The organism is Streptomyces sp. JB150, assembly GCF_011193355.1.
Taxonomy (GTDB): domain Bacteria; phylum Actinomycetota; class Actinomycetes; order Streptomycetales; family Streptomycetaceae; genus Streptomyces.
Map to the genome: position 1 here is coordinate 5956840 of NZ_CP049780.1, position 23786 is coordinate 5980625.

Annotated in this window: 20 protein-coding genes and 1 pseudogene; 14 read left to right on the forward strand and 7 right to left on the reverse strand. The window is 73.6% G+C overall.

The features are described from left to right. The first annotated feature begins 18 nt into the window (after window positions 1-18). The 6 genes from G7Z13_RS27305 (at window position 19) to G7Z13_RS27330 (ending at window position 5245) form a co-directional block, all read left to right on the forward strand. Window positions 19-1356, forward strand: a complete 1338-nt coding sequence (locus G7Z13_RS27305) for a ferredoxin reductase family protein (RefSeq protein ID WP_166002871.1) — start codon at window positions 19-21, stop codon at window positions 1354-1356. A gap of 19 nt (window positions 1357-1375) precedes the next feature. After that, the gene (locus tag G7Z13_RS27310; protein WP_166002872.1) at window positions 1376-1777 is read left to right on the forward strand and encodes an FMN-binding protein; all 402 of its coding nucleotides are present in this window, start codon (window positions 1376-1378) and stop codon (window positions 1775-1777) included. 1 nt (window position 1778) lies between these two features. After that, window positions 1779-2528 carry an FAD:protein FMN transferase gene (locus G7Z13_RS27315; protein ID WP_166002873.1) on the forward strand — a complete coding sequence of 250 codons (750 nt, stop codon included), beginning with the start codon at window positions 1779-1781 and terminating at the stop codon, window positions 2526-2528. 250 nt (window positions 2529-2778) lie between these two features. Then, a complete protein-coding gene (locus G7Z13_RS27320; RefSeq protein ID WP_166002874.1) occupies window positions 2779-3927 on the forward strand; it encodes an ABC transporter ATP-binding protein in 1149 nt (382 codons plus the stop codon). Continuing rightward, window positions 3924-4580: an ABC transporter permease subunit gene (locus tag G7Z13_RS27325; RefSeq protein WP_166002875.1), complete on the forward strand. Its 657-nt coding sequence runs from the start codon at window positions 3924-3926 to the stop codon at window positions 4578-4580. The genes G7Z13_RS27320 and G7Z13_RS27325 overlap by 4 nt, the downstream gene beginning before the upstream one ends. Next, entirely contained in the window at window positions 4577-5245 is a 669-nt protein-coding gene (locus tag G7Z13_RS27330; RefSeq protein ID WP_166002876.1) for an ABC transporter permease, read from the forward strand. The genes G7Z13_RS27325 and G7Z13_RS27330 overlap by 4 nt, the downstream gene beginning before the upstream one ends. A gap of 90 nt (window positions 5246-5335) precedes the next feature. Here G7Z13_RS27330 and G7Z13_RS27335 read toward each other — a convergent pair whose 3' ends face one another. The 4 genes from G7Z13_RS27335 to G7Z13_RS27350 are packed head-to-tail and all read right to left on the reverse strand — an operon-like array spanning window position 5336 to window position 9537. After that, complete coding sequence (locus G7Z13_RS27335; RefSeq protein WP_166002877.1) at window positions 5336-5956, reverse strand: ATP/GTP-binding protein; 621 nt, start codon at window positions 5954-5956, stop codon at window positions 5336-5338. Further along, on the reverse strand, window positions 5943-6389 hold the full coding sequence (locus G7Z13_RS27340; RefSeq protein WP_166002878.1) for a DUF742 domain-containing protein: 447 nt from the start codon (window positions 6387-6389) through the stop codon (window positions 5943-5945). The genes G7Z13_RS27335 and G7Z13_RS27340 overlap by 14 nt, the downstream gene beginning before the upstream one ends. Further along, window positions 6389-6865 (reverse strand): roadblock/LC7 domain-containing protein, encoded by a 477-nt coding sequence (locus G7Z13_RS27345; RefSeq protein WP_166002879.1) that lies wholly within the window; start codon window positions 6863-6865, stop codon window positions 6389-6391. Before G7Z13_RS27345 ends, G7Z13_RS27340 begins: the two co-directional genes overlap by 1 nt. Further along, window positions 6862-9537: an ATP-binding protein gene (locus G7Z13_RS27350; RefSeq protein WP_166002880.1), complete on the reverse strand. Its 2676-nt coding sequence runs from the start codon at window positions 9535-9537 to the stop codon at window positions 6862-6864. Before G7Z13_RS27350 ends, G7Z13_RS27345 begins: the two co-directional genes overlap by 4 nt. 391 nt (window positions 9538-9928) lie before the next feature. On the opposite strand from G7Z13_RS27350, the gene G7Z13_RS27355 reads away from it, so the two are divergent. From G7Z13_RS27355 to G7Z13_RS27375, 5 genes are all read left to right on the forward strand, one after another. Further along, window positions 9929-10876, forward strand: a complete 948-nt coding sequence (locus G7Z13_RS27355) for an ABC transporter substrate-binding protein (RefSeq protein ID WP_240926358.1) — start codon at window positions 9929-9931, stop codon at window positions 10874-10876. A 14-nt stretch (window positions 10877-10890) separates the two neighbouring features. After that, entirely contained in the window at window positions 10891-12555 is a 1665-nt protein-coding gene (locus G7Z13_RS27360) for an aromatic amino acid ammonia-lyase (RefSeq protein WP_166002882.1), read from the forward strand. A 268-nt stretch (window positions 12556-12823) separates the two neighbouring features. Further along, window positions 12824-14650 carry a S8 family serine peptidase gene (locus G7Z13_RS27365; RefSeq protein ID WP_166002883.1) on the forward strand — a complete coding sequence of 609 codons (1827 nt, stop codon included), beginning with the start codon at window positions 12824-12826 and terminating at the stop codon, window positions 14648-14650. Window positions 14651-15001: 351 nt separating this feature from the next. Beyond that, the gene (locus G7Z13_RS27370; protein WP_166002884.1) at window positions 15002-15649 is read left to right on the forward strand and encodes a ScbR family autoregulator-binding transcription factor; all 648 of its coding nucleotides are present in this window, start codon (window positions 15002-15004) and stop codon (window positions 15647-15649) included. Between the two features lie 124 nt (window positions 15650-15773). Further along, window positions 15774-16955, forward strand: a complete 1182-nt coding sequence (locus tag G7Z13_RS27375; RefSeq protein ID WP_166002885.1) for a damage-control phosphatase ARMT1 family protein — start codon at window positions 15774-15776, stop codon at window positions 16953-16955. 251 nt (window positions 16956-17206) lie between these two features. On the opposite strand, the gene G7Z13_RS27380 is transcribed toward G7Z13_RS27375, so the two are convergent. Then, on the reverse strand, window positions 17207-18013 hold the full coding sequence (locus tag G7Z13_RS27380; protein WP_166002886.1) for an alpha/beta hydrolase: 807 nt from the start codon (window positions 18011-18013) through the stop codon (window positions 17207-17209). A 185-nt stretch (window positions 18014-18198) separates the two neighbouring features. Here G7Z13_RS27380 and cyc2 point away from each other — a divergent pair, with 185 nt between their 5' ends. Continuing rightward, complete coding sequence (gene cyc2, locus G7Z13_RS27385) at window positions 18199-20364, forward strand: germacradienol/geosmin synthase Cyc2 (protein WP_166002887.1); 2166 nt, start codon at window positions 18199-18201, stop codon at window positions 20362-20364. On the opposite strand, the gene G7Z13_RS27390 is transcribed toward cyc2, so the two are convergent. Next, complete coding sequence (locus tag G7Z13_RS27390) at window positions 20357-21319, reverse strand: hypothetical protein (protein WP_166002888.1); 963 nt, start codon at window positions 21317-21319, stop codon at window positions 20357-20359. The genes cyc2 and G7Z13_RS27390 overlap by 8 nt on opposite strands. Window positions 21320-21485: 166 nt before the next feature. On the opposite strand from G7Z13_RS27390, the pseudogene G7Z13_RS27395 reads away from it, so the two are divergent. Beyond that, window positions 21486-21845 (forward strand): annotated as a pseudogene (locus tag G7Z13_RS27395) (multicopper oxidase domain-containing protein); the annotation flags it as partial. A 67-nt stretch (window positions 21846-21912) separates the two neighbouring features. Here the strand turns inward: G7Z13_RS27395 and G7Z13_RS27400 are convergent. Beyond that, window positions 21913-22626 (reverse strand): hypothetical protein, encoded by a 714-nt coding sequence (locus G7Z13_RS27400; protein WP_346768002.1) that lies wholly within the window; start codon window positions 22624-22626, stop codon window positions 21913-21915. Between the two features lie 184 nt (window positions 22627-22810). On the opposite strand from G7Z13_RS27400, the gene G7Z13_RS27405 reads away from it, so the two are divergent. Further along, window positions 22811-23677 (forward strand): LysR family transcriptional regulator, encoded by an 867-nt coding sequence (locus G7Z13_RS27405; RefSeq protein WP_166002890.1) that lies wholly within the window; start codon window positions 22811-22813, stop codon window positions 23675-23677. The last annotated feature ends 109 nt before the right edge of the window (window positions 23678-23786 follow it).

Here is a 23786-nt window from a genome sequence, read left to right on the forward strand (position 1 = left end):
ACCCAGGAGTTGCCGTCCGTGACGACCGTCCAATCGCCTCCCCGGCCCCCCACGGCGACACGCCCCCGGGTGGTGGCCCGCACCGGTCTGTACGCCGTGCTCGCCGCCAACGCGGCCCTCGTGACCGTCTTCTTCGTCCAGGCCGGCTTCGCCGCCAACGCGCTCGTCGTGCTGGGCCGCGCCGCCGGCCTGTACGGCGCGCTGCTCATGGCCTTCCAGCTGCTGCTGGTGGCCCGGCTGCCCTGGCTGGACCGCCGGATCGGCATGGACCGGCTCACCCTGTGGCACCGCTGGACCGGCTTCGCGCTGCTGTGGACGCTGCTCGGGCACGCCGTGTTCATCACCCTCGGCTACGCCGACTCCTCCGGGCTGGACCCGGTGAACCAGCTCGTGGACCTCGCCGAGACCACCCAGGGCGTGCTCCGCGCGGTGGCCGCCCTCGCCCTGCTCCTCGTCGTCGGCACCGTCTCGGTCCGCTTCGCCCGCCGCCGGCTCGCCTACGAGACCTGGCACTTCGTCCACCTGTACACCTACCTCGCGGTCGTCCTCGCCTTCTCCCACCAGGTCGCCACCGGCACCACCTTCGTCGCCTCGCCCGCCGCCACCGCCTACTGGTGGACCCTGTGGGGCGCCGCCCTCGGCGCGGTGCTGCTCGGCCGCGTGCTCCTGCCCCTGTGGCGGAACCTGCGCCACCGGCTGCGCGTCTCGGCCGTCGTCCCGGAGAACGACGACGTGGTCTCCGTGTACGTCACCGGCCGCGACCTCGACCGGCTGCCCGCCCGCGCGGGCCAGTTCTTCCTCTGGCGGTTCCTCACCCGCGACCGCTGGTGGCAGGCCAACCCGTTCTCCCTGTCGGCGGCGCCCGACGGCCGCACCCTGCGGCTGACCGTGAAGGCGGCCGGCGACGGCAGCGCCGCCCTGCGGCACCTGCGGGTCGGCACCCGGGTGTTCGCCGAGGGCCCCTACGGGGCGTTCACCACCCTGCACCGCACCCGTCCCGACGCCCTCCTCGTCGCCGGCGGCGTCGGCGTGACCCCCATCCGGGCGCTGCTGGAGGAACTGCACGGCCACGCCGTCGTCCTCTACCGGGTCACCACCGAACGCGACGCCGTCCTCCTCGACGAACTGCGCGAGCTGGCCCACGCCAAGGGCGCCGAGCTGTACCTGGTCACCGGCCCCGCCACCCCCGACCGACTGGCCCCGGCCGAACTGGCCCGCCTGGTCCCCGACATCGCCGACCGCGACGTCTACCTCTGCGGCCCGCCCGGCATGACCGCGGCGGTCCGGCGCAGCCTGCGCGAGCTGGGCGTGTCCGCCCCGCAGATCCACTTCGAGCGCTTCAGCCTGGCCGGATGAGCCGGATGAGGGGAACACCGTGAAACGAGCACTGCCCGTCCTGGTCCTGACCGTCGCCGGCCTGGTCCCCGTCTGGCGCTACGCCCCCTCGCAGCAGTCCGCGTCCACCGACGAGGCCGCGGCCGCCCCCGCACCCGCCGCGTCGGCCCCCGCCGCCTCGTCCGGCGTCGTCGCCGGGCCGGTCGTGCCCACGGAGAAGGGCGACGTCCAGGTCGAGGTGACGTTCGCGGGGGAGCGGATCGCGGCGGTGCGGATGCTGCGGCAGCCGGCTCATCCGCAGACGGCGAACGCGGTGCCGCGGCTGATCGAGGAGACGCTGCGGGTGCAGAGCGCGGACATCGACACGGTGTCCGGCGCGACCATCACGAGCGACGGCTACCGGCAGTCCCTCCAGGCCGCCCTCGACGCCAGGGGGGCGTGACATGCTCCAGCGGGTCGAACACGTGATGGGCTTCCCCGTCTCGCTGCGCATCGACGACACCGAGGTGCCCGACGGACTGGCGGACCGGGTGTACAGCCGGCTGCGCGAGGACGACGAGCGGTTCAGCCCGTTCCGGCCCGACAGCGAGGTGTCCCGGCTGGACCGGGGCGAGATCGCACCGCACGCCGTCAGCGCCGGCCTCGCCGAGGTGCTGGCCATCGGTGAGCGGTACCGGGTCGCCACCGGCGGCGCCTTCGACGTCCGGGTGCCCGGACGCGGCCTCGACCCGTGCGCGGTCGTCAAGGGCTGGTCGGCGCAGCGGGCGGCCGGCCTGCTGACCGCCGCCGGGGTACGGCGGTTCTGCCTCAACGCCGGCGGCGACGTGATCGTCGCGGGCGGCACGGCCGAGGAGCCGTGGCGCGTGGGCGTACGCCACCCCGACCGCGCCGACCGGGTCTGCGCGGTGCTCGAACTCACCGATGGCGCGGTCGCCACCTCCGGCCGCTACGAGCGCGGCGACCACATCCTCGACGCCCGCACCGGCCGCCCCGCCACCGGCCTCCTCGCCGTCACCGTGGTCGCCCCCACCCTCACCGAGGCCGACACCGTCGCCACCGCCGCCTTCGCCCTCGGCCCCGACGGCATCGCCTGGGCGGCGGCGCGGCCCGGCTGCGAGGTGTACGCCGTCGACGCGGAGCGCAGGGTGCTGCGGACGGCGGGGATGCCGCTGGCGGCGGCCCCCGCCGCCTGAGCCGCTCTCGCCGTCTGAGCCGCTCTCGCCGTCTGAGCCGCTCTCGCCGTCTGAGCCGCCCGGAGGCCCGCCACCCGCCGCCCGCCCTCGCGGGAGGCAACTGCCGTGTCCGCGGCGGGAATCCGCGGCGGGATGTTGATCCGCCCGCCACACAACGGGTCTAGACTCTCCCGGCAACGGCCCGCCGCCGTGCCCGGCGGTCCCGGCGAGAGCGGACGGCAGCTGCCAGACCCGAAGGGTGTTCGGCGTTTTGATACGGATTGATGCAGTCACCAAGCGATACCCGGACGGCACGGTGGCGGTCGACCGGCTGTCACTGGAGATACCGGACCGTGCCATCACGGTCCTGGTCGGACCGTCCGGCTGCGGCAAGACGACGACCCTGCGCATGATCAACAGGATGGTCGAACCGACCGAGGGAACGATTCTCCTCGACGGCGCCGACATCCGCCGGCGGCCCGTCAACGAACTGCGCCGCTCCATGGGATACGTCATCCAGCACGCCGGTCTCTTCCAGCACCGCACGATCGTCGACAACATCGCCACCGTGCCCCGCCTGCTCGGCTGGCGCAAGGAGAAGGCCCGCGCCCGGGCGAGGGAGCTGATGGAGCGCGTCGGCCTCGACCCCTCCCTCGCCCGCCGCTACCCCTACCAGCTCTCCGGCGGCCAGCAGCAACGCGTCGGCGTGGCCCGCGCACTGGCCGCCGACCCGCCCGTCCTCCTCATGGACGAACCGTTCTCCGCCGTCGACCCGGTCGTCCGCAAGGGCCTGCAGGACGAACTCCTGCGCTTGCAGGACGAGTTGGGCAAGACCATCGTCTTCGTCACCCACGACATCGACGAGGCCGTCAAGCTCGGCACGATGGTCGCCGTCCTGCGCACCGGCGGCCGGCTCGCCCAGTTCGCCCCGCCCGCCGAGCTGCTGTCGAACCCCGCGGACCCCTTCGTCGAGGACTTCCTCGGCGCCGACCGGGGCATCCGCCGCCTCTCCTTCTTCTCCTCCTTTGGACTCGACCTGCTGACCGCGCCGATCGTCGCCGTCGACGCCACCGCCGAGCAGCTCGCCGCCCGCGCCGCCGCCGGCAGCCGGGAGGGCGTCCCTTACCTCCTCGTCACCGGAGTCGACGGCACCCCCCTCGGCTGGGCCGAGCCCGGTGACCTCACCGCCGGGGACATCCGCCCGGACCGGCTGCTGCCCTGCGGACGGCCGTTCACGGCCGGCACGGACTCGCTGCGGGCCGCCCTGGACTGCGCGGTGCTCTCGCCCACCGGCTGGGCGGTCGCCGTGGACGCCGAGGGCCGGGCCGCCGGCGTCGTCTCGCAGCAGGCCATCGGCGAGGCCATCCGCGGCGCCCACGCGGACGACGCCCGCCCGGCCGCCGCGAAGGCCGCGCGATGAGCGAGTTCTTCGACCTGCCGAGCGACCTGCAGAACAGCTATGCCGGACTGATCGTCCAGCATCTGCGCCTCGCGCTGGTCCCGGTGCTGGCCGGTCTGCTCGTGGCGCTGCCCGTCGCCCAGCTGTGCGTACGGCTGCGCTGGCTGTACCCGCCCGTGCTGTGGGCGACGACCGTCCTCTACGCCATCCCCTCGCTCGCCTTCTTCGTCGTCCTCATCGACTACACCGGCATGAGCGGGATCACCGTGATGATCCCGCTGGCCGTCTACAGTCTCGTGGTCTTCGTCCCGGCGCTCGTGGACGGCGTCCGCTCGGTGCCGAGGGAGACCCTGGACGCCGCCACCGCCATGGGCTTCGGCCCCGTACGCCGCTACCTCCAGGTGCAGTTGCCGATCGCCGCCCCCGCCGTCATCGCCGGCCTGCGGGTCGCCTCGGTCTCCAGCATCTCCTTGGTCAGCGTCGGCATGCTGATCGGCAACCAGGGAGCCCTCGGCAACCTCCTCAACAGCGGCATGATCTACCACCAGCCGCGCCTGGTGTGGCTGTCGGTCGTCGGCACGGCCGTCCTCGCCCTCCTGGTGGACGCCGCGCTGATCCTGCTGCGGACGCTGATCACCCCCTGGATGCCCGCCGCGAAGGGTGCCGCCCGGTGAACGTACTGAACTTCGTCGACGCCTTCTTCAGCGACAGCGCCCACTGGCAGGGCTACGACGGCATTCCCACCCGCGTCCTGGAACACGTCCGCTACACGCTGCTCGCGCTCGGCATCGCCGCCGCCGTGGGACTGCCGGTCGGCCTGCTGACCGGCCACACCGGGCGCGGCGGCAACACCCTCGCCCTGATCGCCACCGCCGCCCGCGCCCTGCCCAGCTTCGGCCTGATGGTGCTGATGTTCGTCCTCCTCGGGCTCGGACTCGCGCCCGTGATGATCCCGCTGGTCGTCCTCGCCGTCCCGCCCATCCTGGTCACCACCTACGAGGCGATGCGCTCCGTCGACCCCGCCCCGGTGGACGCCGCGCGCGGCATGGGCATGGGCGAGGCGCAGGTGCTGCTGCGGGTCGAACTGCCGGTCGCGCTCCCGCTGATCCTCAGCGGGCTGCGCTCGGCGGCCATCCAGATCGTCTCGACGGCCACCATCGCCGCGTACGTCAGCTTCGGCGGCCTCGGCCGGTACATCGTCGACGGCCTCTACCAGCGCGACTACGAGAAGGTCGTGGGCGGCGCCACCCTGGTCGCCGCCCTGGCCCTGGCCACCCTCGGGGTGTTCTGGGCGGCGGGCCGCCTCGCGGTGTCACGGGGCGTGCGCCGCGGCGGCTGACGGGGTTCCCGTCGGGGGGCGTGCGCCGCGGCGACCCGCTGTCCGCGGGTGCGCCCGCCGCGGCTCACCGGGTGCGCGGCCTCCGGTGCTTCAGCTCTCGGCGCGGGCCAGCGCCAGCTCCAGCACGACGAGCAGCGCGTCCCGCACCGAACCGCGCTCCCGGGCGTCGAACACGACGACCGGGACGTGGTCGGCGACGTCCAGCGCCCAGCGGACCTCCTCCAGGGAGTGCTCGACCCGCCCGTCGAAGGCGTTGACGGCGACCGCGAACGGGATGCGCCGGTGCTCGAAGTAGTCCACGGCGGCGTAGCAGTCGTCGAGACGGCGGGTGTCGACGATGACCAGCGCGCCCACCGCGCCCTCGACGATGTCGTCCCACATGAACCCGAACCGCTCCTGTCCGGGCGTGCCGAACAGATACAGCTTCAGCGTGGGGTCGATGGTCAGGCAGCCGAAGTCCATGGCCACCGTCGTCGTGGTCTTGCGCGGGGTGTGGGTGAGGTCGTCCACCCCGGCGGCGACCTCGGTGATGGCCGCCTCGGTGGTCAGCGGCTCGATCTCGGAGATCGCGCCGACCGCGGTGGTCTTGCCCACCCCGAATCCGCCCGCGATCACCATCTTCACCGGCAGCGGCGGCCGTACGGCTCCCCCCGCGCCGCCGGGGGAGGCGCCGGGGGAGCCGTGGAGGGCGACGGGCTCAGTCGGTGTCACGGAGTACCCCTCGGGAGTCGGGGATGGCCCGCAGGCCATCGATAACCCTGCGCAGGACGGAGGCGTCATGGGTGGCGGCCGTGTCCGGCACGTGCACCGCCAGATGCCCGGCCGCCCGCAGATCCTCGGCGAGCACCCGAACCACGTTCAGATGCAGCCGCAGCCGCGCCGCGATCTCCGCGAGGGACTGCGGGCGCGCGCACACGGCGACGATGTCGTGCTGCTCGAAGGAGAGCCGGCCGAGCGCGTGGAGCCCCTCCGCGGTGGCGATCACCTGCGTCTCCACCGGCATCGGCCGCCCGGCCGCGGCCTCGCCGGCCCCCGCCACCCGGCCCGCGGTCAGCAGGAACGGGCGGATGGCGGGGACGGGACCGACGGGCTCGGGTCCGGGCTCGGGCTCCGGGAGCGGGTGCGGAGGGACGCCGTCCGCCATCAGCCCGCCGGCGCGGCGCCGACGCTGTTCTTCAGCTCCAGCACCAGCTGGGGACTGAGCGCGGCACCGGCGCGGTTGGCGAACAGCGTCATCTCGTACGCGATGTTGCCCAGCTTGGCCTCCTTGTCGGCGACCACGCCGAGCACGGCGCCGCTGCCGATCGCGGAGACCAGGACGTGGCCGCCCTCCAGATCGATGATGACCTTGTTCAGCGCGCCCAGGCCGTAGTTGCCGGAGGCGCCGGCTGCCAGGCTGGTCAGGCCGGAGACGATCGCCGCCAGCCGCTCCGAGTGGGCACGCTCCCGCAACTGCGCCACCGCGATGAGCAGTCCGTCCGAGGACACCGCGATGGCGTCCACGACACCGGCGGTCTCGGTCGCGAAACGGTTGAGCAGCCAGGTGAAGTCGGCTGCCGCGGCCCGCAGGTCGTCCGGTGCGGTGTCTCCGGCGGGAGTGCCACCTGTCTGCGTGCTCAACTCTCCGCTCCTTCCGAGGGGTTGGTCGGGGGCTGGTCATGGGTGTGCCGGGCGTCGGACCCGGGCGCGGTGCGCGGGAGGTCCGGGCGGGGGATGCCGGTGCCGTTGCTGTCGCGGTGGGCGCGTTCGACGGCCGCCTCGAACTCCTCCAGCGCGTCGCGCACCGCCTCCGCGTCGGCCGGGGGCAGCGCCGCCTGCCGCGCGGCGAACCGCTCGGCGTCCGGGCCCAGCGTCGTGCGCAGCGTCGCGCCCCGGACCCGCCGCCGCAGCGGCCGCGGCCCACCGCCCGCCGCCGGGTCGGCCTCCGTGCGGGCCCGCGGGATGAGCGGCGCGTCACCGGGGGAACCGGAGCCGGGTTCCCGCCTAGGGAGGCGCCGGGGGAGCGGCGCGGAAGTGCCGGGATGTCCTGTGCCGGGAGGTGTGGCGCCGGGAGATGCGATGTCGGGAGCCCGGGTGCCCGGAGGTTCGGTGTCGGGGGTGGTTTCCCGCCGCCCCGCTCCGTCGGCGGGGACGGGAGCGGAGGCGGAGGCGGAGGCGGGGGCAGCGGCGCCGTCCGGGCTGCCCGGGGTTCCGGGCCGTACGGCGGACTGACGGTCCCCGCCGACGGGCGTGGCCTCCGTACGGCGGACGCGCTCGGCCGGGTTCGGAGTTGGGGCCAGGGTCCTGGACGGGTCCTGGGCCGGGGCCTGGGCCTGGCCGGCCGCCGGCGGGAGCGCGCCGGGGGTCCGGGGCGCCGGAGCCGTCGGCGGCAGCAGGAGGGCCGACGGCAGGGTGACCTCGGCCGTGACACCGCCGCCGGGGGTGCGGGACAGCGTGACCCCGATGTCCCAGCGGCGCGCGAGCGTGCCCACCACGAACAGGCCGAGCACCTTTGTCGGCACGAGGTCGAGCCGTTCACGGCGGATCAGCCGGGCGTTCTCCTCGGCCAGCCGCTCCGCGCTCATGCCGAGACCGTGGTCGGCGACCACGACCGTCGCTCCGTCCGCCCCGCCCTGCACGGTCACCTCGACGGCGCTGCCGGCGGGCGAGAACGACACGGCGTTCTCCAGGAGTTCGGCGACCATCAGGGTCAGGTCGCCGACCGCGTCGGGCTCCACCATGACCTCGGTCCCCGCGTGCAGCTCCACGCGCTGGTAGCCCTCGATCTGCCCGAGCGCGGCCCGTACGACGTTGGTGAGTTCGGTGGGGCCCGTGTCGAGCGCGGTCTCGTGGATGCCCGCCAGCAGCATCAGGCTGTCGGCGTTGCGGCGCAGCCGGACCGCGATGTGGTCGATGCGGTAGAGCCGCTCCAGCAGCGCGGGGTCGGTCTCGCCGCGCTCGACGGCGTCGATCAACGCCAGCTGACGGGTAGTCAGGTTGCTCACCCGGCGGCCCACGTTGCCGAACATCTCGGCGACGTTGCGCCGGCTGAGCACCTGCCGCTCCAGCAGCGCCGCGGCGGTGGTCTGCACGTGGTTGAACGCCTCGGCCAGCTCGCCGATCTCGTCCCGCGCCGTCACCGGCACCTCACTCAGCCGCAGCGGCGCGTCGTCCTCGGCGTCGTCGTCTGCGACCCGGGCGAGTTCGCGTCCGGCGACGTCGGCGACGGTGCGGGCGGCACCGGTCAGCGCCTGCACGGGCCGTACCACGGAACGCCGTACCGCCACCGCGAAGGCCAGCCACAGCGCGAAGCCGAGCAGGGCGAGGCCCAGCAGCCAGCCGGCGTTCCACCAGGCGTCAGCGGAGGCCTCCTCGGCGCGGTCGGCGATCTGGCCGATGAGCGAGGCGGTGATCTCCAGCCGGGTCGCGGACTGGTCGCGGTAGGCGGGATAGGCGGCCAGCGCCTCGTTGAACTTCTCCCGGATCCGCTCCGGCGTGCCCGCCTGGAGGTTGCTCGGGTCGATCTGGAGTTCGGCGAACTGCCGGCCGATGACGGCCTGCGCCGGGCTGTGCTCGATGCCGCGCAGCTCCGCCGCCTGCGCCTCGGTGGCGAACCGGCCGAAGCGGTCGGCCTGGTGCTCGTACAGCTCGTGGGCGCCGACCGCGTTGACGAACTCGATCAGTGCGTTGGAGTCGCCGGTCGACGCGGAGAACACGCTGGTCTCGAAGGAGCTGTGGGCGGCGTCCGCGCGCAGCAGGGAGTCCAGCAGATGACCGGTGAAGGTGGTGGAGAGGGGGGTGTTGCGGTCCAGGCCGAGCCCGTCGATCAGGGCCTTGGCGACGCCGGTGTACGCCGGGTCGATGTTGTCGGCGGGCAGGTAGCCCTGCTCGATGGTGGCGCGCAGGCTGTCCAGGCCGCTGATCTCGCGCAGGGCCCGGTCCTCGGTGTCCGGCAGCCGGTCGCCGAAGGTGTCGCGCACCTTCTCGACCTGTGCGTCGACGGCGTCCTGCGCCTCCTGGTAGCCCTCCGCCGAAGGCTGGGTGCCGGGGCCGGACGCCTCGTGGCGTACGGACAGCAGAATGGCCTGCTGGTGCTCGGCCTCCACCCGGTCGACCAGGGCCGCCACCTGGGCGCTGTCCCGGACCAGCCGGGCCGCGCTCGCCGCGTCCCGGGCCCGTTCGACCTGGTCGGCGATGAGGTAGACGAGTACGGCGGCGAGTCCCGCGAGCGGCACGCCGACGAGGACGTTGAGCTTGCGGCGGAACGGCCACCGGTCGGCGAAGCCCCTGATCCCCGCCTCCTGGGTGGACATCGGGCCTCCTCCATGACCGTTTCTGATCGACGTGCGTGATCAACATGTGTGATCGACGTGCGTGATCGACGTGCGTGATCGACATGTGTGATCGACGTGGACCTGTGTGACGGGTGTCAACTCCGGGGAGACTACCGCTTCTTGAGGCGATCACCGGCGACTGCACGTCAAGAATCCGTTACAACCCGCTCTGTTTCGGCGGGAGTTCGTTCGCTTTTCCTACACAACTTGCCGGTTGTGGGGGGTCGATCGACCACTTGTCGAAGGCGATTGTGATCAGGCGACCCTTGACTGACCGAGAAGGCGCTGGATTGGATCGACGGCAGCGCAACGCCACCACTCCCTCAGCCCGGAACGGGAAACCGTGACTTCTACCGTGAAGAGCAGCAGCGTGAACAGCAGCCGGTCCAGCAGGAGACACCGCGGCGCGGCCGCCGTCGCACTCGCCGCGGCGACGGCACTGCTGGCGGGCTGCGGCTCGTCCGAGGACGGGTCCGACAACCCGCTCGCGGAGGACAAGGCGGACGGCGGCACCGTCGTCGTCGGCTCCAACAACTTCGCCGAGAGCATCCTCCTCGCCGACATCTACGGCGAGGCCCTGAAGGCCAAGGGCATCAAGGTCACCTACAAGCCCAACATCGGCAGCCGCGAGACCACCTACGGCCTGCTGAAGAACGGCTCGATCACCGTCCTGCCGGAGTACAACGGCTCCCTGCTCGCCTACCTCGACCCCGACGCCGAGCAGAAGTCCGCCGAGTCGGTGAACGCCGCCGTCAAGACCAAGCTCGACTCCAAGCTGACGCTCCTGGAGTCGGCGCCGGCCGAGGACAAGGACTCCGTCTCGGTCAACGCCGAGACGGCCGAGAAGTACGGCCTGAGCGCCGAGTCGACGCTCGCCGACCTCAAGGACATCGCGCCGGACCTGGTCATCGGCGGCTCGCCCGAGTTCCAGACGCGGCACCAGGGGCTGGTCGGACTGGAGAAGGAGTACGGCCTGAAGTTCAAGTCCTTCAAGGCGCTGGACGCCGGAGGGCCGCTGACCCAGGCCGCGCTGGCGAAGAACACCGTGCAGGCCGCGGACATCTTCACCACCGACCCGACCATCACCAAGGAGAAGTTCGTCGTCCTGCGCGACCCGAAGAACCTCTTCGGCTTCGCCAACGTCACCCCGCTGGTCCACAAGAGCGGCCTCTCCCAGAAGGGCGTCGACACCCTCAACGCCGTCTCCGCCAAGCTCGACACCAAGACGCTGCTCGACCTCGACACCCAGGTGCAGCTGGAGAACAAGGACCCGCTCGACGTGGCGCGGGGCTGGCTGAAGTCGGTCGGCCTCGACTGACCGACCGCCCGCCGATGAGCACCACCACGGACGATCCGCCGCTGCGGCCCGACCCGGCGGAGCCGCCCGCGCGGGCCGGCGTCGTCCTCGACGGTGCCGGACTGACCGTCGAGGACGTGGTCCGGCTCGCCGACGGCGCGGCCGTGCCGGACGTGCCGGCCACCGCCCTGGAGCGGGTCCGGCGCTCCTGGCGGGCGGCCCAGCGGCTCGCCGCCGCGGGCCGGCTCTACGGGCGCGCCACCGGCGTCGGCGCGCACCGCTCCGTCCCGGTCGGGCCGGACGACGAGGCGGACCACGGGCTGCGTCTGCTGCGCAGCCACGCGGGCGGCGCCGGTGCCCTGCTGCCCGCCCGCCAGGTCCGCGCGATGCTCGCCGTCCGCGCCAACCAGCTCCTGGCCGGCGGCTCCGGCATCCACCCCGACATCGTCCACGCCCTCGTGGAGGCACTGCGCCTCGGCCGCGTCCCCGCGGTCCCGGAATACGGCGGCCTCGGCACCGGCGACCTCACCGCCCTCGCGGCGACCGGCCTCACCCTCCTCGGCGAACGCCCCTGGCTGCCCGCCCCGACCCCGCACTTCCCCACCCCCCGCACCCCTCCCACCCCCGACCGCGTCCCCGTCCCCGTCCCCGGCGGCGATCCCTCTCCCGCTTTCGCCCCCGCCCCGGTTCCCGAACCCCGGCGCGACTCCGGCTTGACGCCCGCCCCTGGGACGGCCCCCGCAACCGCCCCCGCGCCCACCCCCACCCCCGTCCCTCTCCGCCCCGGTGACGCGCTGGCCCTGCTCAGCAGCAACGCGCTCGTGCTCGGGCAGGCGGCGCTCGCCTCGCACGCGCTCGGCGTCCTGCTGCGGGCCACGCACGCCGTGGCGGCGCTGTCGCTCGCCGCGGTGTCCGGGTCGCCGGAGACCTACGCCGCGCCGGTGCACGCGCTGCGCCCCTACCCCGGTGCGGCGCACGCGGCCGCCGAGGTGCGGCGGCTGCTCGGGCTGCCCAAGCGGCCGGCCGGCTCGGGGCGCCGTATTCAGGACCCGTACGGTTTCCGGGCGTTCCCCCAGGTGCACGGGCCCACGCTGGACGCGGCGGACGCGCTGCGCCGGATCGTCGAGACGGAGATCAACTGCCCGACGGAGAACCCGCTCATCGCCCCCGACGGCACCGCCGCCTACCACCACGGCGGCTTCTACGCCGCCCCGCTCGCCCTCGCCCTGGACGCGCTGAACCTCGCCCTGCTGCAGACCGCCCAGCTCTCCGCCGCCCGGCTCACCGCGCTCGGCCGCCCGGACCTCACCGGCCTGCCCGCGTTCCTCGCCACCGGCCCGGCGGGCAGCTCCGGCACGATGATCCTCGAGTACACGGCCGGCTCCGCCCTCGCCGAGCTGCGTGCCAGCGCCACCCCCGCCTCCGCCGGACACGCCGTCCTCTCCCACGGCCTGGAGGAGGCCGCGAGCTTCGCCTCCCAGGCCGCTCGCCAGACCCTGCGCGCCGTCGACGCCTACCGCACCGTCCTGGCCTGTGAGCTGGTCACCGCCGTACGAGCCCTCCGGCTGCACCCCTCCCCGCCCCGCCTGCCGGTCCTCGCGGTCGCCGCCGCGGCGCTGCCCGCCGGCACCGAGGACCGGCCCCTGACGCCCGACCTGGAGCGGGCACAGGAGCTGCTGACGACCTTGGCGGAGCTGTAGCGGTCAAAGCCGGTCACAAGGGGGCAACTCGTGGACGGCGAGGGTGGGTTTCCGGCCGGATCGAGGGTTTCCCCTGTATCCCTGTGACCTTCTCTTTGCCTATCGTTCGAGCACAGCTGACCCACAGGTAACCCCTTGCACAGCTGACGCACTTCGCGCCTGGCCGGCCACCGCGCTCGCTTTTCGGTAAGCCCCCCTCCGCTTCGACGACGAAGCGCCCGATCGCCGCTCCGAGCTGCCCGGAGTCCGGCACGCGAAAGGCACGCCCTTGCGTACTTCCCCGTCCCTGCGACGCAAGCTGATATCCGCCGCCGCCCTCTCCGCGGCGCTGATCACGGCTGGCACCACCTCGGTCGCCGCCGCCCAGGACCCCGCGCCCGCTCCCCAGGCCTCCTCCCCGCAGGCCGCCGCCGACCTCGCCACCCGCACCGAGGCCGCCCCCGGCGTCGTCGCCGAACGCCTCATCGTCGGCTACGAGTCCGGCGCCTCCGAGGCCAAGTCGAACAAGGCCGCCGAGGCCGACGCCGTCGCCAAGGGCAAGGAGGCCGGCGAGAAGCTGGACTTCCAGCGCCGCCTCGGCACCGGCGCCGCCCTCGTCGACCTCGGCGACGACCTGACGAAGGCGGACGTCGCCGACGTCATCGCCGAGTACCAGGCCGACCCGCAGGTCGCCTACGTCGTCCCGGACCGCCTGAACAAGCCGCAGGCCACCCCGAACGACACCGACTACGCCAAGCAGTGGGACCTCTTCGAGACCACCGCCGGCATGAACGTGCCCGGCGCCTGGAACACCACCACCGGCACCGGCGTCACCGTCGCCGTCATCGACACCGGCTACGTCGCCCACTCCGACCTCGCCGCGAACATCGTCGGCGGCTACGACTTCATCGCCGACACCGCCGTCGCCGTCGACGGCAACGGCCGCGACAGCGACCCCGCCGACCCCGGCGACTGGTACGCCGCGGGCGAGTGCGGCGCGGGCGTCCCCGCCTCCAACTCCTCCTGGCACGGCACTCACGTCGCCGGCACCATCGCCGCGGTGACCAACAACGCCAAGGGCATGGCGGGCATCGCCTACGGCGCGAAGATCTCCCCGATCCGCGTCCTCGGCAAGTGCGGTGGCTACGACTCCGACATCATCGACGCCATCACCTGGGCGTCCGGCGGCACCGTCTCCGGCGTGCCCGCCAACACCAACGTCGCCAAGGTCATCAACATGAGCCTCGGCGGCGACGGTGCCTGCACCAGCGCCACCCAGAACGCCATCAACGCGGCCGTCGGCCGCGGCACCACGGTGGTCGTCGCGTCGGGCAACGACAACGAGAACGTGGCCAACCACTCGCCGGGCAACTGCAACAACGTGATCTCGGTCGCCGCGACCAACCGCACCGGCGCGAAGGCCTCCTACTCCAACTACGGCTCCCTGATCGACATCTCGGCGCCCGGCGGCCAGACCAGCACCGGCACCGCGAACGGCATCTACTCCACGCTGAACTCCGGCACCAAGACGCCGTCGACCGAGTCGTACGCCTTCTACCAGGGCACCAGCATGGCCACCCCGCACGTCGCGGGCCTCGCCGCGCTGATGAAGTCGGCCAACTCCGCCCTCACCCCGGCCCAGATCGAGTCGGCGATCAAGGCCAACGCCCGTCCGCTGCCCGGCGCCTGCTCCGGCGGCTGCGGCGCGGGTCTCGCCGACGCCACCAAGACCGTGCAGGCGGTGACCGGCTCCGGCGGATCCACCGGCGGCACCACCTTCACCAGCACCACCGCGGTGAACATCCCGGACGCCGGCTCGGCGGTCGAGTCCCCGATCACCGTCACCGGCCGCAGCGGCAACGCCCCCTCCGCCCTCCAGGTGGGCGTGGACATCACCCACACCTACCGCGGTGACCTGGTCATCGACCTGGTGGCGCCGGACGGCACCGCCTACCGGCTGAAGTCCTCCAGCTCCTCGGACTCCGCCGACAACGTCCTGACCACCTACACGGTGAACGCCTCCGGCGAGGTCGCCAACGGCACCTGGAAGCTGCGCGTGCAGGATGTGGCCGCGCAGGACACCGGCCGCCTCAACAGCTGGAAGCTGACGTTCTGACCGAGAACTGAACAACCTCCCCGAGCGGGCGGGCCGGACGGTGCGGATGGGCACCGTTCGGCCCGCCTTTTTTCTTGTTCTCTTCTGTGGTTGCCGTTTGAAAAGAACCGCTCATCCGGTTTTTTCGAGGGCGACTTTGTCATATGCCGAGCCGTCGGTTCGGAATCTGCCCGTCCATGCCCTCCTGCATCGCCCCTGGCTGGAGCTACGATGAACTGCGTCAACTCGTCCGTGGGGAGGCGGTGCGGAAACCGACGGTCCGGCACATGCCAGCGGCCTGTGAGTTATCGTGTACACCCCGTAAGTAACAAACGGCGTGGCCCGTTCTTTTCAGCCAGGAGAGTCGAGACGATGGCGAGGCAGTTACGCGCCGAACAGACCCGGGCGACGATTATCGCGGCCGCCGCCGACCTGTTCGACCGGCACGGCTACGAATCGACCAGCCTCAGCGACATCGTCGAGCACGCCCACGTCACCAAGGGCGCCCTCTACTTCCACTTCGCGGCCAAGGAAGACCTGGCCCACGCCATCATGGAGATCCAGTCCCAGGCCTCGCGCCGGCTGGCCCGCGAGGTGGACGATCGCAACTGCTCCTCGCTCGAAGCCCTGATGCGCATCACCTTCGGCATCGCCCGGCTCGCCGTCGAGGGGCCGGTCGCCCGCGCCGGACTGCGCCTGGCCACCGCGGGCGTGGGCGTACGGCCGCCGCTGCCGCACCCGTTCACCGAGTGGCTGGAGATCGCCTCCCGCAAACTCGCGGGCGCGGTCAAGGAGTGCGACGTCCATCCGGACATCGACATAGACGCCGTCGCCCACTCCCTCGTCGGCTTCTTCGTCGGCACCCGCGTCATGGGCCGCACCCTCGAACCGTACGTGCGCCTGCCCCGCAGGGTCGCCGAGATGTGGTACGTCCTGGTCCGCGGCCTCGTGCCGGTGACCCGCCGCCCGCGCTACCTCAGCCTGGTCGCCCAACTCGAGCGCGAGACCAGAACGGTGTGAGACGTACGGCAGCAGCGCGAGACCGGAGCCGTGCGAGCGGCGAGCCCCGTTCTTCCCGGACGCGTCGAGCGAGCGCACGCCGCGCCCCCGCACCCCCGGCACCCCGCGCGATACGGTGAGCCGCATGCCCGACACCGCCCCCGCGCCGCCCGTGCTCCGCGCCGACCGGACCGGCTCGTTCCCCCACGGTGTGCTGGCCGAGCGCCACCCCGCGATCATCCGGCAGGTACGGGAGTCCACCCCGTACGACCCCGACCGGCGCCGCGCCCTCGACGCCCTGCTCGCCCAGTGCACCCACGGCGTCGTCGCACCCCTCCCCACCGACGCCCCGGACCTGAGCCGCTGGCGGGACTGGGGACTCAACACCCACACCGGACAGTCCTGGTTCGACCTCCCCTGGCTGTGGTCCGAGAGCTACTTCTACCGGCTCCTCCTGCAAGCCACCGGCTACTTCACCCCCGGCCCCTGGCACGGCATCGACCCCTTCCGCCCGGCCAAGCTCGCCGAACTCGACGCACCCGGAACCGACGAGGAACTGGCCGCCCTCGACGCCCTCGCGGGCCGCCCCGCCGACGAACGCAGCCGCGCCCTGCTCCACGGCTCCCTCTGGGGCAACCGCGCCGACCTCGGCTTCCGCCTCTCCGCCGAGGGCGCCGACACCCGGGACGCCGCCCCCGGCCTGCTCGCCGACGACAGCGACGTCCTCTGGTCACTGCTCCCGCCCTCCGGCACGGGCACCCTCTGCCTCGTCGCCGACAACGCGGGCCGCGAACTCATCCCCGACCTCCTGCTCATCGCCGACCTCCTCGACCGGGGCCGCGTCGCCCGGGCCGTCCTGCACGTCAAGCCCTACCCGTACTACGTCTCCGACGCCACCACCGCCGACGTCCTCGACGCCCTGCGCCGGCTGACCTCGGCGCCCGGCGCGGCCGCGGCCTACGGGCGGCGCCTGTGGACGGCGATGACCGACGGCCGGCTCACCGTCCGCGCCCACCGCTTCTCCGCCGCCCCGCTGCCCTACGCCGAGATGCCGGACGACCTGCGCGCCGAGTTCGCCGCCGCCACCCTGACCGTGGTCAAGGGCGACCTCAACTACCGCCGCCTGGTGGGCGACCGGCGCTGGCCCCCGACCACCCCCTTCGCCGACCTCACGGCCTACTTCCCCGGACCCGTCGCCGCCCTGCGCACCCTGAAGTCGGAGGTCGTCTGCGGCCTCGACGCCGCCACCGAGGCCACGCTGACCGCCGCCGAGGGAGACCACTGGCGCACCGCCGGCACCCACGCGCTGATCCAGGTCGGACGGTGAACGCGGCGGGCGCGACCGTCACGGGACGATCCGCACCGGCAGCGATCCGCCGTTGACGAAGTCCGGCACCAGGCCGGCTCGGCGGCGCGGCGGCCCGCCGGTCCGCGGCACCGGCAACGCGCGTATCGCCTCCCCGGCGACGGCCGCGCGGAGTGCGGTAGGCGTCGCGGGGCACGGCGGCGGCGCACTGCCGGGGGCGGGGGCCGAGGACGCCGGACGCGGGCGGCACGGGGGCGGCGCGTCGGACGGGGTCATGCGGGCCCGCCCTCGGGGCCGGTGCCGGAGCCGGTGCCGTCCGCCCGCAGGAAGTCCTCCACCACCCGGATCAGCTCCAGCGGCGTCTCGTCCATCGCGTAGTGCCCCGCGCAGGGCAGTTCCCGCACTTCGGCGCGCGGATACCAGGCCAACCAGGTCTGCCGGAGCAGGTCCGCCGACAGCGCGGGGTCGAGCGCCCCGGCGATCGCGAGCGCCGGGACCGTCGCACCCTCGACACGGTCGTGGAAGTCGTCCCGCGCCCAGGAGTCCAGCCAGGCGCGGAACGCCTTCGGGTCGCTGCACGCCAGCGAGCGCGCGACCATCCGGTCCAGCCAGGCGGCGGGGCGGCGCCCGCCCGTGGTGATGTCGATGATGGCCCGCCGGTTCTCCGGCCGGTGCGCGGCGTCGGCGAACAACTCCCACTGCTCCGGCGGCAGCGCCAGCCCCGAGGCCGGCACCGGTGAGACGCCCACGATCCGGTGTATGCGGTGCGGGGCGACGGCGAGCAGCCGCTGGGCGACCGCGCCGCCCATCGAGTGCCCCACCACCGAGAACCGCTCCCAGCCCAGCCGGCCGGCCAGCTCCACCAGGTCCACGGCGGCCTCCCGGGTCGTGTACTCGCCCGGGGCGTCGCGGGCCTCGCCGTAGCCGCGCAGGTCGACCAGCGCGTACTGGAACGCCGTCCGGTCCAGGTCCGGCAGCACCGGCGCGTACGCGGAGCGGTCGGCGAACCAACCGTGCACGGCGAACACCTTGTGGGCCCCGTCGCCGTGCAGTTCGTGGGGGAGCTCGAAGGACGTCATGGGCACCACCGTGGCGGGAGGTCGAAGGGGCGGCAAGAGTGCGCACGAGCGAGGAACACGAGTGCGTACACGGGAGGAACGGACCCGCTCCCGCCCGCGCTCCCGGACCGGGCGCTATTCACGCGATGGTGTGATCATGTGCGGCCGCGCGGATACCCCGCCGGGGGCGGGGGTAGGGCCCGGCCATGACGCAGCCCTTCGAACTCCCGCACTTCTACATGCCGTATCCCGCGCGGCTGAACCCGCATCTCGACGAGGCGCGCGCCCACTCGACGGTGTGGGCGCGTGAGATGGGCATGCTGGAGGGCTCCGGGATCTGGGAGCAGGCCGACCTCGACGCGCACGACTACGGACTGCTCTGCGCCTACACCCACCCCGACTGCGACGCGGACGCCCTCTCGCTCATCACCGACTGGTACGTGTGGGTGTTCTTCTTCGACGACCACTTCCTGGAGACGTTCAAGCGCAGCCAGGACCGCGCCGGCGGCAAGGCCTACCTGGACCGGCTGCCGCTGTTCATGCCCCTGGACCCGGCCGCCCCCGTGCCCGCGCCGCAGAACCCGGTCGAGGCGGGCCTCGCCGACCTGTGGGCCCGCACGGTGCCGTCCATGTCGGCCGACTGGCGGCACCGGTTCGCCGTCGCCACCGAGCACCTGCTCAACGAGTCCCTGTGGGAGCTGTCCAACATCAACGAGGGGCGGATCGCCAACCCCGTCGAGTACATCGAGATGCGCCGCAAGGTCGGCGGCGCCCCCTGGTCGGCGGGTCTGGTGGAGTGCGCGACCGCCGAGGTGCCCGCCTCCGTCGCCGGATCCCGCCCGCTGCGGGTGCTGATGGAGACCTTCTCGGACGCCGTGCACCTGCGCAACGACCTGTTCTCCTACCAGCGGGAGGTCGAGGACGAGGGCGAGAACAGCAACGGCGTGCTCGTCCTGGAGACCTTCTTCGGCTGCACCACCCAGGAGGCCGCCGACACCGTCAACGACGTCCTCACCTCCCGGCTCCACCAGTTCGAGCACACCGCGCTCACCGAAGTGCCCGCGCTGGCCCTGGAGAAGGGGCTCACCCCGGCCGAGGTCGCCGCGGTGGCCGCGTACACCAAGGGACTCCAGGACTGGCAGTCCGGCGGCCACGAGTGGCACATGCGCTCCAGCCGCTACATGAACGAGAACGCCACCGCGACCGGCCCCGGGCAGGTCCTCGGCGTGCTCGGCACCTCCGGCACCGACATCCGCGGCCTGCTCGCCTCGGCCGGGGCGGAGCGGCTGCGCGCCTACACCCACCGGCCGTACCAGAAGGTCGGCCCGTCCCGCATCCCCGACATCCGCATGCCGTTCCCGCTGCGCCTCAACCCCGGCCTCGACGGCGCCCGCGCGCGCCTGCTGCCCTGGGCGCACCGGATGGGCATCCTCAGCGAGGGCGTCTGGGACGAGGACAAGCTGCACGCCTACGACCTGCCGCTGTGCTCCGCCGGGCTCGACCCGGACGGCTCCGACGAGGCGCTCGACCTCAGCGCCCAGTGGCTGGCCTGGGGCACCTACGGCGACGACTACTACCCGCTGGTCTTCGGGCACCGCCGCGACCTCGCCGCCGCGCGCCTGACCACCGAACGCCTGGCGGCCTGCATGCCGCTGGCCGGCGAGACGCCGGTCGTCCCGGTGAACGGCATGGAGCGCGCCCTGAGCGACCTGTGGCGGCGCACCACCGCGGGGATGGACGAGGACGCCCGCCGCGTCCTGAAGAACTCCGTGAACGTGATGACGGAGAGCTGGCTGTGGGAGCTGGCGAACCAGATCCAGAACCGCATTCCCGACCCCGTCGACTACCTGGAGATGCGCCGCGCCACCTTCGGCTCCGACATGACGATGAACCTGTGCCGCATGGGCCACGGTCCCTCGGTCCCGCCGGAGGTCTACCGCAGCGGCCCGGTGCGCTCCATGGAGAACGCGGCCGTCGACTTCGCCTGCCTCCTCAACGACGTCTTCTCGTACCAGAAGGAGATCGAGTACGAGGGGGAGATCCACAATGCGATCCTGGTCGTGCAGAACTTCTTCGGCATCGACTACCCGACCGCCCTCGGCATCGTCGCCGACCTGATGAACCAGCGCATGGAGCAGTTCGAGCACGTGGTGGCGACGGAACTGCCTGTCGTCCACGAGGACTTCGACCTGTCCGACGAGGCCCGCGCCGGGCTGGAGAGCTATGTGAACGCGCTGCGGAACTGGATGGCCGGCATCCTGAACTGGCATCGCGCGGTGGACCGCTACAAAGCCGACTGGCTGGCCGGCCGGGCCCACGGCTTCCTCCCGGACCGCGCGCCGGCGGTGCCCGTCCCCGCGTGGGTCAGCTGATCGCCCCAACTCTCGCAGCCGTCGCCGCGGCGAGCTGGCCCACGCCGTGGGCGGCGGCCTCCGGGAGCCCGCCGCGTATCTCCTCCGCGAGCGCGAGCAGGGCGCGGGCCTCCTCCGGCCGGTCCGCGTCGGCCAGGGCGCCGTTCAGTGTGCAGTGCTCCCGGGCGACGAACAGGCCGAGGTCCACCCGCCGCCGGCTGTGCCCTGAAACGCTCTCGGCGTCCGCCAGGGCGTCCCTGACCGAGGCCAGGGACCGCACCGCCCGGCCGAGCCGGCCCGTACGGCGCTCCAGCGCGGCCTGGCGGAGACGGGCCGACGCGCGGTCCCACCCGGTGTCCTGGAGGGCGGCGTACTGGCGCCGGGCGCGCGACGCCTGGCCGAGGTCGCCGAGTTCCTCCAGCTCGTGGGCGATCCCCCGCAGCGGCGAGGGGTCCGGTCGCGTCGGGTCACCCGGCGACCGCAGCAGGCTCTGGTTCAGCTCGATCGCGTCGAGCCGGCGGATCAGGGCCACCCGGGCGAGCGTGGTCAGCCCCTGGTCCCGCGCCGGCTCCGTCCATGTCGACAGCGGCTCCTCGGTGGGGTCCGTGCCGAACAGCGCCTCGTCCGTCCGCCGTGCCCACGCGCGCAGTTCCGCCCCGTCCGCGTCGAGCGCGGGGATGTCGCCGAGACCGCAACGGGTGTCGAAGTCCGTCTCGCGCACCGCGTGCAGCAGCGGCACGTCCCCGGGGTCCCCGCGCAGCCCCACCAGGACGGCCGCCAGCCGCAGTTCGTCCGTCATCGACGCCCGCGCCTCCGCCCGCAGCAGCGGCGGATCACCCTCCGCGCGGTCGAACTGCGCGGCGCGCAGCACCAGCCGGCGCCGCACCGGATCCGCCGCCACGGCCCGCAGCACATCCGAGGCGTCCGGGCCGCCGTCCCGCAGCAGTGCCAGATCGGCGCGGCCCCGCGCCAGCACCGGCTCCCACAGGGGCGGCCAGGGCGGCCAGCCGGCGGTCCTGTTGCCGCTGCCGCAGCGCGTGCTCGGTCATGTCGCAGAACGTAACAGCCGCCACTGACAACGGCTCCGGTGGTACAGAGGAAGCGGACGCACCCCTTCCCTGCGCCGTCTCCGAACGTTCTCGTACGGAGTGCACATCGACCTGGCCGACTTCCAGCTCCTGGGCCGCGACGCCTACGACGTCTCGGGCTTCGACCCGGAGATCGGCGGCACCCGCAGCCCGATCCGCTACGACGCGCGCACCCGCATCCCCCTCGCCCCCAACGAACGCGGGTACAAGGACACGTTCCGGGTGCCGGGGGACCAGATGCTGCGCGTCATGGGCCGCTTCGACGGGGCGTACGGCCGCTTCATGTACCACTGCCACCTCCTCGAACACGAGGACATGGGCATGATGCGGCCCTTCGTGGTCATGCCGCCCGAGGCGCTGAGGTTCGACCACGGCGGGGCCCACGGCGGCCACGGCGAGGGCCACACGGGCTGAGGCCACGGACGACCGCGTGCCGCCCCGCGGACGGCCACTGGGGCGGCGCGCGGGTGGGGCGCGCGGGTCAGACCGGCTGACGTGCCTCCCGCGCGGCGGCGTGCCAGGCCGCGGCCCGCGCCAGCGCCCGTATCACCGGGTGCGGCTGCGAGCCGTCGCCGGACAGCTCCGGCTGGAACAGCGTGGCGACGAAGAAGGGGTGCCCCGGAAGTTCGGCGATGCGGACGGCGCCGCCGTCGTCCCGGCCGGAGAAGCGCAGCCCGTGCGCGCGCAGCGTGTCCAGGTGCCGGGAGGGGCCGTAGTTGCAGGAGTAGCGCTCGACCGTGCGCTCCGAGCCGAGGAGGGAGTGGATCAGGGAGCCCGGCTCCAGCCGTACGACGGCCTCGTGGCCGGCCAGCGAGCAGGCCAGCGGCTCGATCAGGAAGTCATCGGCGCCGGGGTCGTTCTCGGCGTGCGCGACCCCGGTCAGGCCGCACACCGCGCGGGCGAACTCCAGCAGCGCGTGCTGGAAGCCGCCGCACGTGCCGAGGAACGGGATGCCCTCCTCCCGCGCGGTGCGGATCGCGGCGAGCACGCCCGCCTCGCTGCGGTACGGGCTGCCGGGCACCACCCACACGGCGTCGAACCCGCGCAGCGCGCCGTCGGCCTCGGCGTCCCCGGAGGGGATCCAGTACGGGTCGAGGACGAGCCGGTCACGCGCGGCGAGCGCGTCGAGCAGCCGCGGAACGCGGGCGTGCGAGACGACGTTGGGCGTGCGGTCGCCGACCAGGGCGACCCGCACGGGGCGAGCCGAGGTGCCAGACGCGGGATGAGGGGCGGGGTGCGGCGCGATGTGAGATGCGATGTGTGATGCGGGGCGGGCTGCGGTCGGTGTCATGGCGTTCATCCTCCGCGCGGCCGCTCGTTCACGTCCAACGATGATCTCTGCACTCTCGATAAGCATCGCTGATGAGAGGGTGGCCCCCATGGACCCGCACCTCCTGCGCACCTACGTCACCGTCGCCCGCCTCGCCTCCTTCTCCGAGGCCGCGCGGGAGCTGGGCTACACCCAGTCCGCGGTGTCCCAGCACATCGCCGCCCTCGAACAGGACCTCGGCGCGCCCCTGCTGACCCGCCGCCCCGTGGCCCCCACCGCCGCCGGGCAACGGCTCCTGGAACACGCGGGCCCGCTGCTGCTCCGCCTCGACGCGGCCCGCGCGGACGTGTCCCGGATCGCGGCGGCGCCCTCGCACGGACTGAGCCTCGCCGCCACCCCGACCGCGCTCGGCCCCCGCGTCCTCGCCGCCCTCCCGCCCGCCGGCGTCACCCTCCGGGTCCGCACCCGCGAGGAGGTCCCCGCGGCCGTCGCCACCGGCGCCGCGGACCTGGGTCTCGTCGACGGCCTGGCCGCCCCCAGCGACCCGCTGCGGCTGCCCGACGTGGCGCCGCTGACCACCGAGGGCGTCGGCGAGGAACCGGTCTGCGTACTGCTGCCCGCCGGCCATCCGCTGGCCGGCCGCAGCGGACTGCGCCTCGGCGACCTCGCCGACGCCCGCTGGCTGGACGCCCCCGACGCCGGCCTGCCGCTGGCCCAGCTGCGCGCGGCCGCGGGCGGCCGTGGTTTCCGCCCCGCCCTGCGCTACGAGGGCACCGACCTGCGCGTGCTCACGGCACTGGCCGCCGCCGGCCACGGGCTGACGGTGCTGCCCCGCGCGGCGGCCGTCCCGGTCCCGGGCGCGGTCGCCGTCCCCGTCGTCGCCCCGCGCGTCGTCCACCGTACGGAACTGGTGTTCGCGGGGCCGCCGAGGGGAGCGGCGGCGGGCCTCGCGGACGCGCTGCTCGTCCGCGCGTGAGGTGCCCGCGCGGGGTGCCTGTGTGAGGTGCCCGCGCGGGGCGTCTGCGCGAAGTACCGAGACCTTCCCGCCCCTGGCCACCGGTCAGTCTCACTCGTTCGTGGCACGT

Excerpts from the sequence above, each read along its gene's own strand:
- G7Z13_RS27315 (WP_166002873.1), top strand. The coding sequence starts at position 1,779 with ATGCTCCAGCGGGTCGAACACGTGATGGGCTTCCCCGTCTCGCTGCGC.
- G7Z13_RS27325 (WP_166002875.1), top strand. The coding sequence starts at position 3,924 with ATGAGCGAGTTCTTCGACCTGCCGAGCGACCTGCAGAACAGCTATGCC.
- G7Z13_RS27340 (WP_166002878.1), bottom strand. The coding sequence starts at position 6,389 with ATGGCGGACGGCGTCCCTCCGCACCCGCTCCCGGAGCCCGAGCCCGGA.
- G7Z13_RS27350 (WP_166002880.1), bottom strand. The coding sequence starts at position 9,537 with ATGTCCACCCAGGAGGCGGGGATCAGGGGCTTCGCCGACCGGTGGCCG.
- G7Z13_RS27360 (WP_166002882.1), top strand. The coding sequence starts at position 10,891 with ATGAGCACCACCACGGACGATCCGCCGCTGCGGCCCGACCCGGCGGAG.
- G7Z13_RS27370 (WP_166002884.1), top strand. The coding sequence starts at position 15,002 with ATGGCGAGGCAGTTACGCGCCGAACAGACCCGGGCGACGATTATCGCG.
- G7Z13_RS27375 (WP_166002885.1), top strand. The coding sequence starts at position 15,774 with ATGCCCGACACCGCCCCCGCGCCGCCCGTGCTCCGCGCCGACCGGACC.
- G7Z13_RS27380 (WP_166002886.1), bottom strand. The coding sequence starts at position 18,013 with ATGACGTCCTTCGAGCTCCCCCACGAACTGCACGGCGACGGGGCCCAC.
- cyc2 (WP_166002887.1), top strand. The coding sequence starts at position 18,199 with ATGACGCAGCCCTTCGAACTCCCGCACTTCTACATGCCGTATCCCGCG.
- G7Z13_RS27405 (WP_166002890.1), top strand. The coding sequence starts at position 22,811 with ATGGACCCGCACCTCCTGCGCACCTACGTCACCGTCGCCCGCCTCGCC.